This window comes from Niveispirillum sp. CC-CTL257 (assembly GCF_059489915.1).
The window spans coordinates 759,269-775,445 of the sequence record NZ_JCAJXE010000004.1 but is presented as its reverse complement, the minus strand read 5'-3'; the positions used below and the strand labels follow the sequence as shown (position 1 = coordinate 775,445).

10 protein-coding genes are annotated in these 16,177 nt (G+C 63.7%); 4 read left to right on the top strand and 6 right to left on the bottom strand.

Annotation, left to right across the window (positions count from 1 at the left end; genetic code table 11):
• Positions 1-24: 24 nt before the first annotated feature.
• From ABC729_RS23825 to ABC729_RS23815, 3 genes are all read right to left on the bottom strand, one after another.
• Complete coding sequence (locus ABC729_RS23825; RefSeq protein WP_495610106.1) at positions 25-2,421, bottom strand: glucan 1,4-alpha-glucosidase; 2,397 nt, start codon at positions 2,419-2,421, stop codon at positions 25-27.
• A 169-nt stretch (positions 2,422-2,590) separates the two neighbouring features.
• Complete coding sequence (locus ABC729_RS23820) at positions 2,591-3,700, bottom strand: hypothetical protein (protein ID WP_495610105.1); 1,110 nt, start codon at positions 3,698-3,700, stop codon at positions 2,591-2,593.
• Positions 3,701-3,990: 290 nt separating this feature from the next.
• Entirely contained in the window at positions 3,991-5,343 is a 1,353-nt protein-coding gene (locus ABC729_RS23815; protein ID WP_495610104.1) for an MFS transporter, read from the bottom strand.
• A gap of 315 nt (positions 5,344-5,658) precedes the next feature.
• On the opposite strand from ABC729_RS23815, the gene ABC729_RS23810 reads away from it, so the two are divergent.
• From ABC729_RS23810 to ABC729_RS23795, 4 genes are all read left to right on the top strand, one after another.
• The gene (locus ABC729_RS23810) at positions 5,659-6,873 is read left to right on the top strand and encodes a sugar MFS transporter (protein WP_495610103.1); all 1,215 of its coding nucleotides are present in this window, start codon (positions 5,659-5,661) and stop codon (positions 6,871-6,873) included.
• Between the two features lie 126 nt (positions 6,874-6,999).
• Positions 7,000-8,079 (top strand): LacI family DNA-binding transcriptional regulator, encoded by a 1,080-nt coding sequence (locus tag ABC729_RS23805; RefSeq protein WP_495610102.1) that lies wholly within the window; start codon positions 7,000-7,002, stop codon positions 8,077-8,079.
• A 43-nt stretch (positions 8,080-8,122) separates the two neighbouring features.
• On the top strand, positions 8,123-9,094 hold the full coding sequence (locus ABC729_RS23800; RefSeq protein ID WP_495610101.1) for a glucokinase: 972 nt from the start codon (positions 8,123-8,125) through the stop codon (positions 9,092-9,094).
• Positions 9,095-9,170: 76 nt separating this feature from the next.
• The gene (locus ABC729_RS23795; RefSeq protein ID WP_495610100.1) at positions 9,171-10,052 is read left to right on the top strand and encodes a hypothetical protein; all 882 of its coding nucleotides are present in this window, start codon (positions 9,171-9,173) and stop codon (positions 10,050-10,052) included.
• A gap of 62 nt (positions 10,053-10,114) precedes the next feature.
• On the opposite strand, the gene ABC729_RS23790 is transcribed toward ABC729_RS23795, so the two are convergent.
• From ABC729_RS23790 to ABC729_RS23780, 3 genes are all read right to left on the bottom strand, one after another.
• The gene (locus ABC729_RS23790) at positions 10,115-11,410 is read right to left on the bottom strand and encodes a DUF3667 domain-containing protein (protein ID WP_495610099.1); all 1,296 of its coding nucleotides are present in this window, start codon (positions 11,408-11,410) and stop codon (positions 10,115-10,117) included.
• 233 nt (positions 11,411-11,643) lie between these two features.
• On the bottom strand, positions 11,644-12,711 hold the full coding sequence (locus ABC729_RS23785; RefSeq protein WP_495610098.1) for an efflux RND transporter periplasmic adaptor subunit: 1,068 nt from the start codon (positions 12,709-12,711) through the stop codon (positions 11,644-11,646).
• A 193-nt stretch (positions 12,712-12,904) separates the two neighbouring features.
• Positions 12,905-16,015, bottom strand: a complete 3,111-nt coding sequence (locus ABC729_RS23780) for an efflux RND transporter permease subunit (protein ID WP_495610097.1) — start codon at positions 16,013-16,015, stop codon at positions 12,905-12,907.
• Positions 16,016-16,177: the final 162 nt, after the last annotated feature.

The following is a 16,177-nucleotide window of genomic DNA, read 5'->3' as shown; positions in this document are numbered from 1 at the left end:
GATCGGACGCCCCAACCTTCACCCTCACTTCCCATACCGCGCCACGACGGGCGCATACAGGTCCCACACCTGCCGGTCGCGCACCGACCGCAGCAGCTTGACATATTCGGCGTGGCTCCAGGCCAGCGGCGTGGCGCTGTTGGTGCCTTCGCCCAGCTTGTATCCCTTGGGCATGACGCCGACCCCGTCCCAGACCTGTTCGGGGATCATCATGCCTTCATTGGCGAACTTCTCCATGCCCCGGACATAGGTCATGCGGATGGTTTCCAGCTCCGCCGCCGTCACGCCGCCCGGCTTGGCTCCGGCCCGCGCCAGCTCGTAATGGCCGCGCTCGCCCGTGAAGATCGGCCAGACGCGCCCGCGCTGCCCCACACCCATGCCGCCTTTCAGCTCCCCGGTGCCATAATTGCCGCCATTGCGGATATCCTCGCCATATCCGTCATTGCCGTACCGGCGCCAGCCGGGATATGTCGCCGGGTCGCCCGCGAACCTGAACTCATATTTCACGCGGAAATGGTCCGGAATGGACATGTCGTCCAACTCGCCCAGACTATCCACGACGCTGTCGGCATTGGGTGCCCGCACGCCATAGCGGACCAGTTCCAGGAACCCGCCATCCAGATAGACATTCTCCGTCAGGCCCTGCTGCCCGTTGGCGGCATTCACGGGGCCTTTGTCATTGGGATTGTCGTTCTGGTTGACGCGCAGGAAGTAGCGACCATTGCCATAGGTGCCCTGCGTCGTGAACATCCGCGCCTCGATGGCGCCATTGATGGCGTCGGCGGTGGCGCGGTAGGTCCTGGCGTCGTCATCCTGGCCCAGCTTGTCGGCGATCTCCGCCGCACTGATCAACCCCGCCACGATGGCGGCGGTGGTGGAGGGCGAATGGCCCGGCTGCTCTTCCCAGCGTTCCTGTTGGCTGTTGGGCGGGGTGATGGTGGCTTTGTTCCAGTCCAGCCCGATCTTGCCGCCCTTGACCAGGAAATCCGCCGCCGGCTTCAACATGGTCGGGTACATGGCCTTCAGGGTGGCCTCGTCCACCACACCCGCCTGCCACAGCTTCCAGCCCAGCATGATGGGCATGGCCGTCTGGTCCAGCTGCACGCCCACCCATTCGATGGTGCCATCGACATGGGTCTTTTGCAGGAACCAGCCATTGGCGCCCTTATTGCCCTTGGTCTGGGCCGACACCTGCACCGTCTTCAGATAGTTGAAGGCGGCCAGCGGCGTCTGCGTGTCGCCCAGCGCCAGCAGCGCCATGGCGCATTGATAGAAATCGCGCGGCCAAACGGCCTTGTATCCGGTCGCCAGCTTCTCGGTCGATACCGTATCGCCCCACGGTGCCGACAGCGACGCGATCAGGGCACCGGCAAAGCTCTTATCCTCCTGCGCCTTCAACACCATGGCAGACACAAAGGCCAGACTGCCGCCATCGGTGGCCATGGCCGCCAAATCTTTCAGCGGGGTCAGCCCATTGACATAATCTTCCCAGCCCACGGCCTCGCCCTGGCCGTTGAACTTGGCCAGGGTCGCGGCATAGCCTGCCTTCAGGCTGGCATCGGCCACGGCATTGGCGGCGGCGCGGTCGGCCCCGAAGGCCACGACCACATCATAGGTGGCCTCCTGCCCGGCGGACAGCGTCGGCAGCTCACCCGCCAGCGCGACATTGCCGGCCTTGGCCCCCGTCGTATCATAGACGTTCAGCGCCCCGTCCTTGCGCAGCTGACTCACCCCGTCCGACGTGCCGACAAAGCCGACGCTGGCCTTCACAAACGGCTTGTCCGCCTTGATGACCAGCGCGTGCGTGCCCTCCACGGCGTTCAGCGTGCCGCCGACCGTGTCGGCCTTGTCATTGCCGCCCGTGCCCGCCATCTGCGGATCGGCCAGCAGGACGGGCGTGATCCCCGCCTTCAGGGCGCGGAAAATGGTCCGCACGAACAATGTGTCGCGGTCGGGATCGGTAAAGACATGCTTTTCGATCTCATACCGGCCCTGACGGTCGCGGTTGACGATCCGGTAGGCCAGCGACAAGGGCCGCCCGGCCGCGTCCTTATGCAGGTAATCGACATGGGTTTCCATGTCGTCATATTCGGTATGGACGAAACCATCGCCCTTCACGGCAAATTGCAGCTCGCGCAGCTGCGCCTCATGGATCATGCCCTGCATGGTCTCGGTGATGACGCCATGGGCCAGCGAAAACCAGACCTTGGAGACCGGACCGGTCACGCCGCCATCCTGATAGCGGCCATTGACATAGGCCTCATAAGAGGTGCCGATCCCGTCCTTGCCGGAATAGGAAAAGGTGGGCTTGGCCCCCGGTGCGCCCGGTGCGGTCGCGGCCAGGGCCGTCCCACTCATCAACAGGGCGGCAAGGGTGCCAATGGCGGTCACGGCGGCGGCGCTGCGCAAGGTCCTGGTCATGTCTCTCCCCAATCCAACCGATTTCACCCGGCTTCATGGCCGTGGCGCTTGAGGAGAATAGATCGGGCATCCCCGCTGATTTTGTCGGCTGAATACGTATGTTGTGCGCTGCGAAGCCGGGTGAAATACGTATGCGGGCAAACAGCCATCGGCTGCCCGCCCGCTGCGTTCACTTGGTCATGTCCAGCACATAGACCTGCCCGATCTCCACCACCTGCTTGGCCCCGGCGATCTGAAAGCCCAGGACGCCCTTGCCCGCATCAAGGGTCATGCTGGACCGCATCTTCACCTGATGCAGTTTCCAATCGGTTCCAACCGACAGCATGCTGTCGCCGAACCCGGCATAGGGGGCGGCATTCTCCTGCATCCGCAGGCCGATCCGCCCCTTGCCGTCCGGCGTCTCCGCCGAAACGGTACGCCCCCAGAAGGCCACCGTGATGTTGCGGTCGGGTGCGATGGCCGCCACCAGCGGCACCGACACCCCTATATTATAGGGCTTCTCATCTGCCGCCGGGCTGCTGACCCGCATGGCATAGCCGCCGCCGGCATCGGGGGTTTCCACCTTGGCATGGCTCTGGTTGGTACCATAGACAGGCCAGTCGATGCTGGCCGCGTCATTCAGCAGCTTGCCCGGAAGGCCCGTGGGCACCGGCATGCGTATCGCGGTTGCCCCGCCGCCCGCCGGGGCCGCTGCCACGGCTTTCACGCCCATATCCAGAACAAAGACCTGCCCGATCTCCACCACCTGTTTGGTGGCGGCCACCTGAAAGCCCAGAACGGCCTTGCCGGGATCAACGCTGATGCTGGCCTGGGCTTTCACCTCATACATTTTCCACTCAGGCCCGATGGCCAGCATCGTATCCCCGAACCCGCTATAGGGGGCCTCGTTCAGCTGCAACCGCAATCCCAGCTTGCCATTGCCGTCCGGCGTGTCCGCAGAAACGGTGCGCGCCCAGAAGGCAACCGTGATGGCCTGACCCGGCATGAACCCGGCCTTCAGCGGTACATTCACGCCGATACTATGTGCGGCGTCCGATGCCGACGGTGATGTCACCTGCATCGCGGCCCCGCCGCCAATGCCCGGCGTCTTCACCCGCTTGTTCTTCTGCCCCTGGCCATAGACGGTCCAGTCCAGCACCGTCGGATCATTCATCAATTTGCCGGGCAATTGCGCCTGCAACGCGGCCAGCGCCGCCTCATCCGCCATCGCCACATTGGGCGAAGCAATCCCACCACCCGCCAGCAGGGCAAACGCCACCACCGGCAGGACCCAACGCATCCTGCACATGCTTCCTCCCTTATCCCGTTATCCGGGTTCTTGGTGGGGAACAGTAAAGCGCCGGTTTGGATAGCGATCAACGAAAAATGTGAGCGCTATCATCTATACATCACCCCCACCCATGCCGGTGGTACTTCTCCGCCGAATACAGGCAGGATTGCTATTTTAATTTTATGAGAATCCACTCATATAAATTCTATCAAAAGGCAGAGGGTTCGCCCCATCCCTGACCATGCCTTTGTCATGGATGTCCACTCATTGGCCAAATCACCTGACAACGCTGGCAATTGTCACCGGTTACCCAGCCTCTGCACAATGGCGGCGTGGCGGCGCAGGTCCAGGCGGTAATCGCGCATGATGAACATGGCGGCCAGGATGCCGGCCAGCGGGATCAGGCCCATGACCATGCGCAGGCCCATCTCGGATGCCTCCCCCTGCCCCTTGGTCACGTCAAACCCGTGGAAAACTGCGGCCATCAGCAGGCCCGACAGGCCCAGGGCGGCCTTTTGCAGAAAGGCGGCCAGCCCGAAAATCTTGCCCTCGTCGCGCCGTCGGAACCGCCATTCGCTCCAGTCCACGGTGTCGGGCAGCATGGCCCAGATGCACACCGCATAGGCCGTATGACCGGCACAGGCGACGGCCAGCGGGATGAACCCGCCCCAATAGCTCCATTCCGGCATCAGCGCGAATCCAAGGGAGCCGACGGCGAACAACCCGCCCCCCACCATGAAGCCCGTCAATTTCTCCGTCCGCCGGATCAACCACACCCAAAGCGGCACGGACAGCACATTGATGGCCCCGAACAGGGCCATGGCCTGGTCGGCGCGGCTCATATCCCCGATGCCATATTTGAAGAAATACAAATAGTTACGGGCCTGCAACGGCACCATGATCTGGGAAATCAGGATGCAGAGATAAAGCTGCACCGTCGGCCCGCCGCGCCGGACCAGAGCGATGAAGCCCTTCAGATCGTCCCAGAATCGTTCTTGCCGCGCCATGCGCGCCGCCACCACGGGCTGTTCGCGCACGATCAGGAAGCACAGGATGAAGGCTACGACCGATACGCCGCCAATGATGGCGGCCGCCACGGCATAGCCCTGGGCACCGTCCAGACCGGCAAATTGCCGGGCCAGGACCGGCATCATCCAGGATACCGCCGCCCCGCCCAGGAACGCGAACTGCATGCGCCATCCGGTCAGGGATGTGCGCTCATCGGCGTTACTGGTCATGCGCGCCGACAGGCTGGAATAGGGGATGGCCACCACCGTGTAGGTGGTGCGCAGCAGCATATGCGTGGCCAGCCCATACATCACCGCCGCCGGCCCCGTGAAGCCAGGAGCCGTGAAGGCCAGGGCCAGACTGGCCGCCAACGGCACCGCCCCGAACAGCAGATAGGGCCGGTGGCTGCCCCAGCGGCCGCGCGTGCGGTCGGCGATCACCCCCATGATCGGGTCGGTAATCCCATCCCACAGGGCCGCCGCAAAGAAGGTGACGCCCGCCCAGACGGGGGACAGGCCCATGATCTCTGTCTGGAAAAAGGTGAGGAACAGGCCCATTCCCTGCCAATGCAGGTTCAACCCGAAATCCCCCAGCCCATAGCCGAATTTCCGGCCCAGGCTCAATGTGCCAGCCTTACTCTCCAACGGCTTGTCCTCCCAGGGACGCCCCGGTGGCGGTGGTTTCCACCTGTCCCCGGTGCTTCTTGTTACCCATCACTGAACATGCTCGGACCCGTTCTGCCAAGGGCCGTTTACGAAATTACCCGATCCACCCCCTTTTCCTGTTGCATCATTACGGGATTCAGCAGAAAACAAACCGTTCATGCAAATCGGTGTCGACAGCGTTGTCAATTTCTGCGACATGTCGGGACAAAATCAAAACGATGGGAGGTCGCCTTGGCGCAGTCCGGTCCTATGTCAGCATCCGGGGGGGACGGCACGTTCCCGGTGGCCCGTTCGATGCTGCCTTTCACCTATATGCTGTTCTTCGTCGTGGGTTTCGTGACCGTTCTGGTCGATCCGCTGGTGGCGAAGTTCAAGGCGGCCTTCAGCCTGGGCTATGCCGAGGCGATGCTGACGCAGTTCTGCTACTTCCTGGCCTATTTCCTGATCTCCCTGCCGGCCAGCCGTGTGCTTGACCGTCTGGGCTATCTGCGTGGTGCCATTGTCGGCTTCGTCACCGTGGGCCTGGGCATCCTGCTGTTCGTGCCCGCCATCGAGATTGCGCAGTACTGGGTGTTCCTGCTGGCCCTGTTCATCATCGCCACGGGCGTGACGATGATCCAGGTGGTGATGAACCCGCTGACCTCGGGTCTGGGCTCACCGGAAACCGCACCGCAGCGTCTGACCCTGGCGCAGGCCTTCAATTCGGTTGCCACCTTCATCGGCCCGCTGCTGGCCGGCGCCATCATCTTCGACGCGGTGACGGAGGTTGTGCCCGCCGGCGAGGGTTCCGCCACCACCATGCTGCGCGTTCTGGAAACGCCCTGCATCGTGCTGGCCGGCATGATGTTCGCGGTGGCGGCCTTGTTCTGGGCGCTGCGGGGTAAGGAAACGGTGGTGCGCCGTGAAACCGCCCACTGGCACATGCCGTCCTTGAAGGAAAATCCGCGTCTGGCCTTCGGCGCGCTGTGCATCTTCGTCTATGTCGGTGCCGAGGTTGCCATCGGTTCGCTGATGATCAATTACCTGGGTCTGGAAAGCACCCTGGGCCTGACCGAAGAACAGGCGACCAAGTATCTCGCCTTCTACTGGGGCGGGGCCATGGTCGGTCGCTTCATCGGGTCTGCCGCCATGTCGAAGATCGCGCCGTCCAAGGTGCTGGCCTTCTGCGCCATCATGACGACGGTGCTGGCCGCCATCTCCGGCTTCACCACGGGTCCGGTTTCGGCCTACAGCGCCATCGCCATCGGCCTGTTCAACTCCATCATGTTCCCCACCATCTTCTCACTGTCGGTGAAGGACATGGATGATCAGACACCGGCGGCGTCCGGCCTGCTCTGCCTGTCCATCGTCGGCGGGGCCGTGGTGCCGGTGCTGACGGGCCTGTTCGCGGATGCCACCAACCTGCATCTGTCGATGATTGTGCCGGTTGTCTGCTATCTGGTGATCGTGGCCTTCGGCCTGAAATGCAGCAACGGTACGCTGGAAAACGGCTACGGCCGCATCCGCTGACCCGGATCCGCATTGTCCTCTGGTGGCGGGGTCTTACAACCCCGCCACCTTTGCGGCTTTTGACAGTGGACCCGGCAACCGAATAAGCAGACAATTGCACCGGTCAAACCGGGAGATTCTCTAAAAATGGCGCAGCCGCATCGCAAGCCGACGATCAACGACGTGGCGGCCCTGGCCGAGGTGTCGATCAAGACCGTCAGCCGCGTCATGAACAAGGAGCCGAATGTCCGCGACGTGGTGCGTCAGCGGGTGCAGGCGGCCATCACGGAATTGGGCTATCAGCCTTCCTTGTCCGCCCGCTCCCTGGCCGGCGAACGCTCCTTCCTGATCGGCCATTTCTATGGCGATACCGGCGGCCAGTATACGCACGACATACAGCTGGGCATGCTGAACCGCTGCCGTGCCGCGGGCTATCACCTGCTGATCGAGGAAATCGCCTATAACGCCCCGGATGTAGAACAGCGCGCCGCCGCCCTTGTCAATCAGGTGCGTATGGCCGGCGTGGTGCTGACCCCGCCCGTGACCGACAATCCCATCGTGCTGGGCGTGCTGCAACGCGCCGGCGTGCCCTATGTCCGCATCGCGCCCGACCGCGATATCGACACCTCGCCCATCGTCCGTATTGATGAATGGAAGGCGACGCGCGACCTGACGGAACATCTGATCCGCCTGGGCCATACGCGCATCGGCTTCATCAAGGGCAAGGCACAGCATGCCGCCACCCGCCTGCGCTATGCCGGCTTCTGCGAGGCGTTGGCCGATCACGGTCTCGCCCCCATGCCCGACCTGATCGAGGTGGGGGAGTTCAATTACGCCTCAGCCCTGCCCGCCGCCACGCGGCTGCTGGAACGGGCCGACCGGCCCACCGCCATCCTGGCCTCCAACGACGAAATGGCCGCCGCCACGCTTGCCGTGGCGCATGGCATGGGCATCACCGTGCCGGAACAGCTGTCGGTCGTCGGGTTCGACGATATGCCCATCGCCACCATGGTCTGGCCGCAGCTGGTGACCATCCGCCAGCCGGTGATCCAGATGGCCGAAGCCGCTGCCGACATTCTTCTGGAACTGATCAAGCGTAAGGATGCGGGCGTGTGGGAAAACCCCATGCCGCACCGGCAGCTGGATCACTCCCTCATCATCCGCGGGTCCACCGGCCCGGCCCCCGGCCAGCCCGGTGCCGCCCTGCGCCCTGTGCGCAGTGCCTGACCCATTCTTCAAACCGCCTCTCCGCCTGCCTGGAACGACACGCATGACCGACGGTACCGCCCCCTTCCTGATCGCCGATATCGGTGGCACCAACGCCCGCTTCGCCCTGGTCGGGCCGACCGGCGCGCCCTATAATGAACAGGTGCTGCGCTGCGCGGATTACCCCACGCTGCAGGATGCGGCTTTGACCTATCTGAAGATGCAGGATCTGGTGGGCAAGGTGCATGCCGCCACCTTCGCGGTCGCCTCCCCTGTCACGGGCGACCTGATTCGCATGACCAATCTGGCCTGGGAATTCTCGATCAAGGCCGTGGCCCATGATCTGGGCTTCGCGCGGCTGGACCTGATCAATGATTTCACCGCCGTGGCTCTGGGCATTCCCGAACTGACGCCCGATGATTACGTGCAGGTGGGCGATGGCGACCCGGTGGCCGGCTCCCCCATCGCGGTGCTTGGCCCCGGCTCCGGCCTTGGCGTCTCCGCCCTGGTGCCCGACAGCGCCGGCCATTTCACGGCGCTGGCGACGGAGGGCGGGCATGTCACCATGGCCCCCATCACCGACCGCGAAAGTGCCGTCCTGGCGCAACTGCGTAAACAGTTTGAACATGTCTCCGCCGAACGGCTCGTCTGCGGCCCCGGCCTCGTGAACCTGTACGAAACCCTCTGCTTCCTGGACGGGGTCGAGCCGGAAAAGCTGACCGCCGCCGAAATCTCGGACCGCGCCGTGGGCAAGCGCGACGCCGTGTGCGTGGAGGCCTTGGACATGTTCTGCGCCATGCTGGGTGCCGTCGCCGGCAATCTGGCCCTTTCGCTGGGGTCGCGTGGCGGCGTCTTCATCGCGGGCGGCATCATCCCCCGCTTCATGGGCTGGTTCCAGCACAGCCGCTTCCGCAAGCGCTTCGTGGAAAAGGGCCGCATGCGCGCCTTCCTCGGCCCCATCCCCACCTACGTGGTGACCCACCCTTATCCGGCCTTCCTGGGCCTGGCGGCGCATGTGCGGCGGGTGGGAAGGTAGAGGGGGCATACAGGCCCTTGACGTTGGGGCGTAAGCGCGGTCTGCTTCAGGTGGCTACTATTGGAATCCGCCCCCGATGGTTAAACGCTACTTCCCCCCTCCTCTCGCAACGGCAAAAAAGACGGCAAGCCAGCCTACCATGCCGCAGCCACCTGCCCTTGTGCAGCTGAAGCCAGGGCAGGCGGTGGCTAGATCCGCTGTACCACCCCCTCCCATCGCTGGCCGTCCAGGGATCATCCATGCGCCGGTCATGCAATTAAAGGCGGGGGCGTATATGCCGCCCCCGCCTGTCGCGGGCCATCCCAGCACTGCTTCCGCCCTGCAATTGAAGCCATTACCGGCCTCGCACATCCCCGCTGTGCATCGGCAGCCAGGGCCCCGCATCATTCAGAAGATGGACAAAGAGGAAGCAAGGCTCGACAAGTGGTGCGCCAGCCGCGACGACAATGGATTCGTCGGGGGTTCTTATAAATCAACCAAAGATATCAGTTGCCAAGGCGTGCGTGAATCAGACCACACGCCGCCAAAAAGCACCTATGCTGGAACATATTATAGCGGCATCTCCGAAGACAACATGCCTGCTGTCAGCATGCCATGGATCGTCCACCGCCAGGGGCAGAGCGGCATGGGAGGTGGTGTTTCCACCACTGGCAGTCAGGCCTACATCGTGAGTTATCGAAGCGGAATTGCCGAACACATGAAGAAAAAGGAGTTCTATAAGGCCTTCATCATGGCTGCGATCGATCAACAGAACGCCTTGGGTAGCCTTCTGAGCAGCCTCAAGAGCGCGAAGGTCGATGTCAGCCTCTTGGCCAAGTTGGTGACCACCCTGATCCCCGCCCAACTGGATGCCCTCAATTATGCGGAAAAACTCGGCCTTGTCACCGATGTACAGAAATCGGCAGTACTGATTGAGATAGATCGCCAGCAATGGCTGGACTACATGCTCAAGGCCTGATCGGGTTTGTCGGTCCTCAGCCTGTGTGACAGGCCTGTGTGACGTCACACCCCTGCCCGCCCCTACCCCGCCACCCCCATCGACACGATGAACACCACGAACAGGATGCTGGTCATCAGCGTGATGAACAGCAGCGCCCAGGTGCGCCACAGCGCCCCGAAATTGGACAGGCTATAGGTGCCCCGCAGCTGAAAGAACATGTGAAGCGGCGGGGCCAGCAGGATCAGCGCGGCGATCAGCCCGTCCTGTTCGGGCAGGAACTTGATCGCCAGCGATATGACGATGAACAGCAGTGACATGAAGGACAGGGAATAGAGCGAGAAAATGGCATGGTCATACATGGCCACGCCACGCTTCCAGAAGAACAAAAGCCACAGGAACGGCAGGGAGATGGGGATCAGAAGCCAGGAGAATTTATAGGCCGTATTCTGCATCTTATAGAGCAGCAATTCGGGGTTCTTCAGCTTCTTCTTGATCTTGGCCTCAAGTTCCGGGTCCCCGATATTGATATTCAGGTCGTCACCAAGATTAACGGCCAGTAGATCCGCGAGGTTGCGGGTGGCAGCCGGGGCCTTGGGGTTGCCGATATTGATGTTGATATCCTCACCCGATGTTGCCTTCTGCCCCCCGGCGGGGCTGTCCGTCGCCGTCGGGCCGTTGGTAACCACCTTGGGCAGGTCCGGCATGGCGGGCTTTTCCCCCGGCTTGGGCGGGGTAGGCGGCACGATGGCGACACCGGCGGCCGCCAGGGCGGCATCCATGGCCGCCACCGATTTCACGGCCGTATCCAGCCGCCGCTGCGCCCGGTCACGCTGCTTGGTCTCGGCCTTGGTGTCCTCCCCGGCGGCCAGGGCCTGGGCCAGTTCCGTTTCCGCCTCGGCCAGATCGGCGCGCGCTTCCTCCAGCCCCTCGCGGGCATGGGTCAGTGCCTCCTGCTGTTCCTGCACCGGCAGGGCCACCGGCACATTCGTGCTGATACCCAGCAGGGAGAAGCTCATGAACATGACAAAGACGGAGAACAGGAACATGGCCATGGGCGTGACATAGCGCGCCCGGTGGCCATGGATATAATCATAGGTCAGCTTGCCGGGCCGAAACGCCAGCAGCGGCAGGGTGCGCCAAGCCTTGCTGTCGAAATGCAGGATGCCGTGGAAGAATTCTTCCACGATATGCAACATGGAGCGGTGGAGATGCCCCGCCTGTCCGCAGGCATGACAGAAATTGCCGGTCAGTGTGGTGCCGCAATTGGCGCAGACCCCATGCGCCCCGTGTCCATGCCTGCCGCTTTCGCCCTCAATGGCCGCCGCCGCCAGGCCAGCCGTGGCCATGGCGCCCACAGATTCAATCCCGTCGCTCATGCAATCCCCCCTCGCACGCACGGGAGAGGGTGCCAGGGAAAGCCCATAAAGATCAAGACGCTGTTGACGTACCGCCAGCACTTCGGCGTCGAGGAGGAAACAATACCAGACTGCGGTGAGCATAGCTCACGGCAGTCTGGTTGGCGCGTTGAGCGCGAGCACCCCTGATGGGCGCGTAAGCCAAGGCGGCGGATGCCGCCGCCCGGCGCTTGAGGGACCGCTTACATCACCATTCAGCTCACCTTAGGGTCCAGCTCGACCTCCTGCCCATCACGCAGCCGTTCGGCTCCGCGCACGATGGTGCGGTCGCCCTCGCGGATATCGCCCGTCACCTGCACCCAGTCGCCGATGCTGGTGCCGGTTTTCACGGCCACGCGCTCGGCCTTGTTCTGGGCATTGACCTTGAACAGCCAGGTGCCGTCGCCGCGCAGGACCAGGGCGTCGCGATGCACCGCCACCACCTGTTCGGCGGTGGCCGAGGGCAGGCCGACCTTGACCGCCGACCCGACGATCCAGTTCGCCTCCCCGCGCGGCAGGGCCACCCGCACCTCGAACGTGCGCGACTGCGCCTCGCCAATTCCGATGATGCGCGTCACCTTGCCCTGCGCCGGCTGGCCCTCGACATCCAGGGAAACGCTGATCCCTTCGCTCAGATGCCGGGCGATGGAAACCGGCGCTTGTGCCCGCACCTCCACCTGATCGACGGCCACCAACCGCGCCACCTTCACGCCCGGCGCGGAATATTCACCGACCTCCAGCATGCGTTCGGCCACTTGGCCCGCGAACGGTGCCTTCACGACCGTGCGTTCGATCTCAAGCTGCGTGCGGTCGCGGCTGGCCTGGGCACGGACCAGATCCTGGGCCAGCACATCACGGCGGCTATTGGCCTCCTCCAGCTTGACGAGGGTCGCCGTGCCCCGCTCGGCCAACTGCCGCTGCCGCTCCAACTCGCGCTCCTGGAACGACAGCTGGCTTTGCAGGCTCTTGATCTGCGCCTCATATTGGCGAAGCTCCAGGCGCAGCAGCCGGTCATCGACCCGCGCCAGGGCCTCCCCCGCCGCCAGCTTCGTGCCGGCCTCCGCCACCCAGGTGACCCGCCCCGACACTTCCGCCGCCACATCGGCATCCTGGCGCGACATCACACTGCCCGGCACCTGCAGCACCGGTGCCATCTGGCGCAGGCTGGCCGTCTCCACCTTCACCTTGGCGGCGGGCTGCGGCGGTGCCTGCTGTGCGCTTGCCGGCAGGGCCATGGCAGACAGCAGCAACAGGGCGGCAAGCGGGCGATGGAAAGCGTTCATGATCCGGGGTCCCTTCGATGGGAGAATATTGCACCCTTGTAATCAAAACCCCGTTACCTGCGGGTTTCGAACTGTAACGGGTGTGTAAAGGTGGAGAACAGACCGTAGTGATTATGTAGCGCGGATTAGGCGGAGCCGTAATCCGCGGAACGCCGTCACCGTGGCCCCGCGGATTACGCTTCGCTAATCCGCGCTACTCCGCCGCCAACCGCGTCACCTTCTGCCCATAATCGGGTTCCGGCTCCTCCACGGCGCGGCGGTCCTTTTCACCCATGCGCAGCAGCGCCGGCAGCAGCAGCAAGGTGAACACGGTCGACACGGCCAGCCCGCCGGTGATCACCGCCGCAATGCCGCGATAGATCACGCTGCCCTCGCCCGGCACTACGATCATCGGGGCCATGCCGGCCACCGTGGTCAGGGTGCCCATGAAGATCGGCTGGATGCGCGACCGCAGCGCCTGATGCACCGCCTCGGCCCGCCCCTTGCCCTCGCCCTCGCACAGGCGCGTTTCATCGACCAGCAGGATGGCATTGTTCACCACAATGCCCAGCAGGATGATGAAGCCGATCATGGTCAAGAGGTCCAGCGGCTGGAACGTGAACAGATTGGTCACATCCAGCAGCGCCAGCCCGCCCACCGTGGCCAGCGGGATGGAGATCATCACCATGGCGCTGTCCTTCACCGACTTGAAGGTCAGCGCCATCAGCAGGAACAGCAGGCCCAGCGCGATGACGAAATTCTTGCCCATGGCCAGGACGGTGGCATCCAGCCGGTCGGCCGACCCGCCATAGCGCAAGGTGCCATCGGCCGGCAGGAAGGCGCGCAGCTGCGGTTCGATATCCCGCCGCAGCATGACCATCACATCCTCCAGCGCGATATTCTCACCGGGCTGCAGGTTCAGGGTAATGGTGCGCCGTCCATCGACACGGGTGATGCTGGACGGCCCCACCTCGCGGGTGACCGACACCAGCTGGCCCAGCGGCACCACGGTGCCCGACGGGGTCGCCACCGGCACCTGCTCCAGCTCCTCCGGCCCGGTCCAGGCCGGCGACCGCAGGATGATGTCCAGCCGGTTCTGCCCGTCAAAATGCTCACCCAGCCACAACCCATCGCCCAGGGCGCGGACCGCCTGGCCCACCTGCACACGGGTCCAGCCCACCTCCGAAATGCGGCGGTCATTGGGGATGACGGTCAGCTGCGGCTGCGCCATTTCCGGGTTGGGGTTGGACCAGGACTGCACATCCGGCAGCTTCTCGCGCAGCAACGCCAAACCCTTGGACGCCGCCTCCGACAGGCCCGCAGCGTCGGAGGATTGCAGCAGGATGGAGACATTGCCCTCCGCCCCCAACCCACCGAACAGGTTGCCGCGGTTGGTGAAGCCCTGCACGTCGGGGAAGCCGGCCAGGATCTCGTTCTTTACGATACCCATCATCTCGTCCAGCTTGGTGTCATCCTCCAGACGCACCGCGATGGACCCGCCGCCGGGCCAGCCCAGGACATAGAAATTCTTGGCCTTGGGCAGCTTCTCGCCCGTGTAATAGGGCATGAACCGGTCCACAATGACCTTGGCCACCTCCTCCCGCGACAGATCGACCGACGTGCCCACGGGGAAGTTCAGGAAGGCGTCGACGCTGTCGCGCTTCACGGGCGGCAGATACGACATGGACGGGAACAGCAGGTAGGACCCGCCCAGCGACAGGGTCACCAGACCGGCGATCACGGCGGCGCGTTTCTTGTTGGTGGCCGTCAGATCCATGATCTTCAGCGACAGCCATTCCACCCACCGCGCCTCCCCATCCATGCGCGGCGTCACCTTCATCAGCTTGGCTGTGGCGACCGGCAGAACGGTGGCACAGACGATCAGGCTGATGGTCACACCCACGGCGATGGTCAGGGCCAGATCGGCGAAGATCTGCCCCTCCACCTCCCGCATGAACACGATAGGGACAAAGGTGATGACCGTCGTGGCCGTGGACGCGAACAGGGCCTTGATGACGCGCCGCGTGCCCTCATGGCTGGCCTCGTCATTGCCCATGCCCCGGTCACGCATGCGCACGATGTTTTCCAGCACGACAATGGCGCTGTCGATCACCATGCCCACCGCAAAGGCCAGACCGGCCAGCGAGATGACATTGATCGACCGCCCCGTGATGGAAAGCACGGCAAACAGCGACAGCAGCGAGATGGGAATGGTCATGGCGACCAGCAGCGTCAGCTGCGTGCGCCGCAGGAACAGCCACAGCGCGCCCACCGCCAGCAGAATGCCCGACAGAAGATTGCCGGTCAGCAGGCCGATGGCGCTCTCAATATAGACCGACGGGTCAAAGCTCTGATTATTGGTCAGACCCTTGGCCTTCATCTCCCCGTCACGCATCTCGGCCATCAGTTCCTTGACCTCGGTCAGGGTGGCCAGGACATTCGCCCCCTCGCGGCGGATGACGCGCAGGCCGATGGCCTCGTTGCCATTCTGGAACGCGTACTGCCACTGCCGGCCCAGCTGCACCTTGACCTCAGCCACATCACCCAGCTTCACCGGGCGGCCATCGCGCCATTCCAGCACCAGATCGCTGAACTGTTCCGGCTTGAACCGGCCCTTGTAGCGGACGGTGTAGATGCGCCGCCCATCATCGACAAACCCGCCCGTCACATCCTGCGCCCGGCCCACCAGACCCGACACGGTCGGGATGGTGATGTCATATTGCGCCATCTTGAACGGGTCGAAGATGATCTGCACTTCCTGCTGCGGTGCTTCGGCCTGCCCGCCGAAATCCACGCGCGCCACGCCCTGGATCGCCTCAATCCGGGGGATCACATCCTCGATGATGTAATGGTAATGGTCGGTCAGAACGCCCGGCGTGCCCGGCATCTTCTGCACGAAATAATAGATCAGGGTCTCATTGGCATTATCGCCCCCACCCATGATCAGGCGCGGCGGATCGGCATCGGCGGGCCGCGACGGGATGCGGTTCAGCCGGCTGATGACATCCAGCATGGTCTGCTGCATGTCGGTCTTGGCATCAAACTCCAGGCTGACAAACGCCCCACCGGGATTGGCAAAGCCCTGCATCTCCGTGACGCCGGGCAGGCCCTTCATCACATCCTCGATGGGCTCCAGGATCTCGCTCTCCACCTCCTGCGGTGAAGCCGCACGCCAGGACGCCTCAATGCCCAGCGTCGGCTGCTTGACCTCGGGGAACAGCTGCACCGGCAGGGTCAGGGCCGACCAGATACCCAGACCCACCACCAGCAGAACCGAAACGGCAAGTGCCGCCGGATTGCGCAAACCCAGTTTAATGACATCCATGACCGCCCCCGGGGGAAAGGTATGCGGGAAAACAGCGGCCACGGCCCGACCAGAACCGCCCCGCCCATGGCATCACCATAGGCGGGGACATGTAACCTGTCTGTCGGGGTTGGTTACGGGATGGTAGGGATTTGTAACGGGCTGTTACGCTTGATCGGAATG